Origin of the sequence: Sedimentitalea sediminis (genome assembly GCF_042687825.1) — a bacterium.
In the GTDB taxonomy this organism is placed as follows: domain Bacteria; phylum Pseudomonadota; class Alphaproteobacteria; order Rhodobacterales; family Rhodobacteraceae; genus Sedimentitalea.
Genome location: NZ_JBHUQE010000047.1, coordinates 1 through 5,324, shown reverse-complemented (window position 1 = coordinate 5,324; position 5,324 = coordinate 1). Strand labels below are relative to the sequence as shown.

The following is a 5,324-nucleotide window of genomic DNA, read 5'->3' as shown; positions in this document are numbered from 1 at the left end:
GCCAACCATCGTGGCCGGGAAGTGGCAACTGTCACGACAACGCCGTTGCCGAGAGCTTCTTTCCGCTTTTGAAACGGGAACGGATCAGGCGACGCCCCCACCCGACATGCGACGACGCCAGACGGGATGTTCGACTACATCGAGATGTTCTGCAACCCGAAGCGAAAACACACCACCAACTGCATGCCGTCGCCCGTTGACTTCGAAATCCGACAGCCCAAACTGAACCAGACAGGTGTCTAGGAAACTAGGGGTATTTCAAACACCGATTTGTCGATCTCGTAGATTGCGCGCTTTTCGTCCTTGGTCAGGTATATTTTCACGCGGATTTCCTTTGCCCAGCATTTCTCAAAATGACTCTGGTCAGATGGATATTCTGATTGCGCGATTAAAGATGCTGGCAGTGGCGCTCCCTGAAGGACTCGAACCCTCAACCTGTCGATTAGAAGTCGACTGCTCTATCCAGTTGAGCTAAGGGAGCATCCCCGCGCGACGTTTAAACGTTTGTTTTGCTTGGTGCAATCTTTACCATCGATGATCATGTCCGTCGCCAAGTAAAAGCACTTGGCCATCTTCGAGAATTTCGCCGCGCGGCCCCCCCCATGTCGATCAGGTCCTGCCTGCCCTCAGCACACCTTTGGCGCTGCCACGGCCCAACGCACTGTGAGGTGGTTCGGACCAGTTCCGATCCGCCACGTTTTTCAGCACGCCACGCGCGGATCTGAACTACTCACTCACGGCGTATTTGTTACCTTGTATCGCTCTCCTTCAAGACACCAATGGTCTGTTCTTCTGTAAAACGCTTCCGCTTCATGGGTCTTCCTCCTTCGTCCATTCAAAAGTGGAAAATTCCCTTTCACAATGGCCCGGATTTCGGGGGAAAGGTAAAAAGACGCCGGGATTCGAGGAGGGAGAGCGCACCGGTTACCGGGGTCAGCCAGCTGCGTTCGGACCAGATGATGTGTTCGGGAAAGACGAGATACAGGATGATGCCGCTCTCCGAATCGAGCACCTGACCGTCGCAAACCGGCTGAACGTTGCGCCTGTTCGTGGTTTCGTTCATCACATTGCAGCGCAGAATGGCCGTCAGGTTCCCATCCTGTTCATAGAGTTTGTAATCGACGCCAGAGTGTTTCGCTGACAGAGGCTCGTGACCCATCGGACGCAATCCGTTGGGTGACATCCGGGTGAGATGACCCCGGTGCAGGGGCGGCGGCGTGCCGCGACCACTGAGATACCGATCAACCCGTCTCGTGACATCGGGCGGTGCCGGCGGAGCACTTCCGCCGGCCCGGACAAGCCGGAACTTGACGACATCCTCATCGTCAGGCTCTCGGGATCGCCTGTGATGTCCGCATCAAAGCGCAGGTTGCGCCCCACCGGGGACAGGCTATTGAGCTTGAACGCGAAGCCACCCACAGATTCTGTATCGCCAACCAGCCTTCTGTCCTAGCGGCCATCCCGCGCAATACCTGTCCGTTCCGGCGCAAGCTTTAGCTCTTTTTCCATTCGCTCGCGATCGGTGATGATCTCCGGTACGGCCTCTCCAAGATGCGGATTGCGGTACCCTGCCGGGAACGCGAACCAGACCCCCTGCTGCCAGTGATACGCAGTGGGCTGATGTTCCACAGGGCCGTTCATCATCTTTTTGTAGGCACGGGAATCGTATGTGACGGTCCCTGGCGATGCCTCCAGTTCCGCAACGATTGAGGACAGCCACACACATGGGACGGTGAGTATCAGTGCAGAAATCAGACGGGACCGCGGCATCGTATCTCAATCCGGTTCAGTGGTTACGTTTGGGAACGAATAGATCAGGTCATGCAGAATACCCGATGTCCGATCTGATATCGAGGAATCAGGCTCAGGGCGCGCGGTGTCTACTGCCGATTTGGCCTCCACCGACACCGGCTTCAGCGTGTTCACTCCGGGCTGCCATACATCCGGCACTCGCGCATTTCCAGTTGAGATACCGGGCCATGCGGCAAGGGCGCTAAACCATCCCGCGCCGGCCTTGGTGTCGTGACCCAGCATTTTCGGACTGGAATCCGGTCCGAAAAACGCTGCCGCCGCGCACTGGCTTTGGGGCACGGAATTGTCAACGCAGGATCGTTGCCGCTGCTTTGGTGTCCGGGCAGCGACACCCGGACAATGGCAATGGTTCAGATATCGCGGGTCATGTACACACTGAACGGATCCGCCCGATAGTCGCCAAAGGGCGGGCAGGGTTCGAACCCTTCCTGCGCATATAGCCGCCGCGCCGCGCGAAACTGCGGACCGGCACCGGTTTCCAGACTGACCGTTCTGTAGCCGGCGGCACGGGCTTGATCCAGCAGCGCCCGCAGGATGGTCCGGCCGACGCCCCGGCCCCGCGCCGCGGCCAGTGTGTGCATGGATTTCAGCTCGGCCTCAGTGTCGGATATGGCCGTGATCGCCCCGACCCCCAATGCCCGATCTCCGTCAAACACTGCCAGCAAATGGGCATCGGCCTGTACCAGCGCGCGCGCATCCATCACGTGGCAGCTGTCGGGTGGAGAGGTCTGGCGCATCAGCTGCCAATGCCGGTCAAGCAGGGCCTGCACATGTGCGTCGTCGGCATCCACGGCCACGACGCGCATGGTCGTCAGTGGGTCCAGACCCCGCGGCGATTGGTGGCGAAATTCTCGCCATACCCGCCCTGACGGACATTGGGCTTGCGCTGCTTGGGCTCAAGGACAACCGCGTCGATGCCGTTGTCCTCGGCATATTCCAACGCCGCCTCCTTGCTGGCGAAACGCAGCCTGACCTGGCTTTGCATGTCGCTGGACGAAGTCCAGCCCATCAGCGGATCGACATCCCGGGCGGTGGCCGGTGCAAAGTCGAGAACCCAGTTCCGGGTCTTTGCCATACCCGAAGTCATGGCATTCCGGGCGGGTCTGTAGATCCTTGCGCGCATCGGTGTCTCCTTTGATCGTCCAGACGTTTATCCGGGATCTGCGCCTTTGGGGCAAGGCCCGTTTTGCCGCGCCCGGCCTCGCCGGGGCACATGGCACAGGGCCTGGCCTCGGATTGGGCTTGAACCGGATCAAAAAGAGAACAAGTGTGGGTCAACCGATTGCGGAGTCGCCCATGCCCCACGTTCATACAGACAGTTCGATGCCGATGCTGAACACTCCGGCCAAGCCTGCCCGCGACAAACTGGAGGGCGGCCGGCGGCTGGTCATGACCACCGCGTTCGAGCCGGCGGGCGATCAGCCCACCGCGATCGCCGAACTGGCACAGGCGATCGACCAGGGCGAGCGCAACCAGGTGCTGCTGGGGGCCACGGGCACCGGCAAGACATTCACCATGGCCAAGGTGATCGAGCAAACCCAGCGCCCGGCGATCATTCTGGCCCCCAACAAGACGCTGGCCGCACAGCTCTATGGCGAGTTCAAGGGGTTCTTTCCGGACAACGCCGTCGAGTATTTCGTCAGCTTCTACGACTATTACCAGCCCGAGGCCTATGTGCCGCGCAGCGACACCTATATCGAGAAGGAAAGCCAGATCAACGAACAGATCGACCGCATGCGCCATTCGGCCACGCGGGCGCTGCTGGAACGCGACGATGTGATCATCGTCGCTTCGGTCAGCTGCATCTATGGCATCGGCTCGGTGGAAACCTATGGCGCCATGACCAAGGATCTGAAGGTCGGCAAGGAATACGACCAGCGCCAGGTCATGGCCGGGCTGGTGGAACAGCAATACCGCCGCAACGATCAGGCGTTCCAGCGCGGCAGTTTCCGGGTGCGCGGCGATTCCCTTGAAATCTTTCCCGCCCACCTCGAAGACCGCGCCTGGCGGCTGTCCTTTTTCGGCGAAGAACTGGAGAGCATCACCGAGTTCGACCCGTTGACGGGGGAAAAGACCGACACGTTCGAACAGATCCGGGTCTATGCCAACAGCCACTACGTGACGCCGAAACCGACGCTGAATCAGGCGATCATCAACATCAAGGCCGAGTTGCGCACCCGCCTCGATCATCTGGTTGCCGAGGGCAAGCTGCTTGAGGCGCAGCGGCTGGAACAGCGCACCAATTTCGATCTGGAAATGCTCGAGGCGCAGGGGTTCTGTAACGGTATCGAGAACTATTCGCGCTATCTGACCGGGCGGGCACCGGGCGAACCGCCGCCGACCCTGTTCGAATTCATCCCCGACAACGCCATCGTCTTTGCCGATGAATCCCATGTCAGCGTGCCGCAGATCGGCGGCATGTACAAAGGCGACCACCGGCGCAAGTTCACCCTGGCCGAACACGGGTTCCGCCTGCCCAGCTGCATGGACAACCGCCCCCTGAAATTCGAGGAATGGGACGCCATGCGCCCGCAATCGGTGTTCGTGTCGGCCACCCCCGCGGCCTGGGAACTGGAACAGGCCGGCGGTGTCTTTACCGAACAGGTGATCCGGCCCACCGGTCTGCTGGACCCGCAGGTCGAGATCCGCCCCGTGGATATGCAGGTCGACGATCTGCTGGACGAGGTGCGCCGCGTCACCGCAGGCGGTTTTCGCACCCTGGTCACCACCCTGACCAAACGCATGGCCGAGGATCTGACCGAATACATGCACGAACAGGGCATCAAGGTGCGCTACATGCATTCCGACATCGACACGCTGGAACGCATCGAGATTCTGCGCGACCTGCGGCTGGGGGCCTTCGACGTGCTGGTCGGCATCAACCTGCTGCGCGAGGGGCTGGACATCCCGGAATGCGGGCTGGTCGCGATTCTGGACGCGGACAAGGAGGGGTTCCTGCGCAGCGAAACTTCGCTGATCCAGACCATCGGGCGGGCGGCGCGCAACGCCGAGGGCCGCGTCATCATGTATGCCGACCGTATCACCGGCAGCATGGAACGCGCGCTGGGTGAAACCGACCGCCGCCGCGCCAAGCAGATCGCCTATAACCAGGAACACGGGATCACGCCGGAGACAGTGAAAAAGAATGTCGAGGATGTGCTGGCGGGTCTCTATCAGGGCGACACCGACATGAACCGTGTCACCGCCAAGATCGACAAACCTCTGCACGGCGCCAATCTCGAAGCGGTTCTGGACGGGCTGCGCACCGACATGCGCAAGGCCGCCGAGAACCTGGAATTCGAAGAAGCCGCCCGCCTGCGCGACGAGATCAAGCGGCTGGAAGCAGTCGATCTGGCCATCGCCGACGATCCGCTGGCGCGCCAATATGCGGTGGAAAAAGCGTCCGACGCCGCCGTCAAATCACGCGGCCGGTCAACCGCCGGACGGCCGGGACAAAGGGGTGGGAATGTAAAGCGACGGGGGCGATGACTGGCCTTGTTGCACAAATCGGC

The 5,324-nt window shown here is 60.7% G+C and carries 5 protein-coding genes, 1 tRNA gene and 1 pseudogene; 2 read left to right on the top strand and 5 right to left on the bottom strand.

Going from position 1 to position 5,324, the window contains the following annotated elements; translation table 11 throughout:
- Positions 1 to 243: pseudogene (locus tag ACFMPD_RS17285) on the top strand (IS3 family transposase); the annotation flags it as partial.
- A 161-nt stretch (positions 244 to 404) separates the two neighbouring features.
- Here the strand turns inward: ACFMPD_RS17285 and ACFMPD_RS17280 are convergent.
- The 5 genes from ACFMPD_RS17280 to ACFMPD_RS17260 all read right to left on the bottom strand — a co-directional run bounded on the left by ACFMPD_RS17280 (position 405) and on the right by ACFMPD_RS17260 (position 2,935).
- A tRNA-Arg gene (locus tag ACFMPD_RS17280) sits at positions 405 to 481 on the bottom strand.
- A 375-nt stretch (positions 482 to 856) separates the two neighbouring features.
- The gene (locus tag ACFMPD_RS17275; protein WP_380997211.1) at positions 857 to 1,063 is read right to left on the bottom strand and encodes a hypothetical protein; all 207 of its coding nucleotides are present in this window, start codon (positions 1,061 to 1,063) and stop codon (positions 857 to 859) included.
- Positions 1,064 to 1,449: 386 nt separating this feature from the next.
- Positions 1,450 to 1,722 (bottom strand): hypothetical protein, encoded by a 273-nt coding sequence (locus tag ACFMPD_RS17270; protein WP_380997208.1) that lies wholly within the window; start codon positions 1,720 to 1,722, stop codon positions 1,450 to 1,452.
- Positions 1,723 to 2,162: 440 nt separating this feature from the next.
- Positions 2,163 to 2,618, bottom strand: coding sequence for a GNAT family N-acetyltransferase (locus ACFMPD_RS17265; RefSeq protein WP_380997205.1), 456 nt, complete (start codon positions 2,616 to 2,618; stop codon positions 2,163 to 2,165).
- Positions 2,619 to 2,623: 5 nt separating this feature from the next.
- Complete coding sequence (locus ACFMPD_RS17260; RefSeq protein WP_380997202.1) at positions 2,624 to 2,935, bottom strand: ETC complex I subunit; 312 nt, start codon at positions 2,933 to 2,935, stop codon at positions 2,624 to 2,626.
- Positions 2,936 to 3,108: 173 nt separating this feature from the next.
- Between ACFMPD_RS17260 and uvrB the strand changes: the two genes are divergently transcribed.
- Positions 3,109 to 5,301 carry an excinuclease ABC subunit UvrB gene (uvrB, locus tag ACFMPD_RS17255; RefSeq protein WP_380997199.1) on the top strand — a complete coding sequence of 731 codons (2,193 nt, stop codon included), beginning with the start codon at positions 3,109 to 3,111 and terminating at the stop codon, positions 5,299 to 5,301.
- Positions 5,302 to 5,324: the final 23 nt, after the last annotated feature.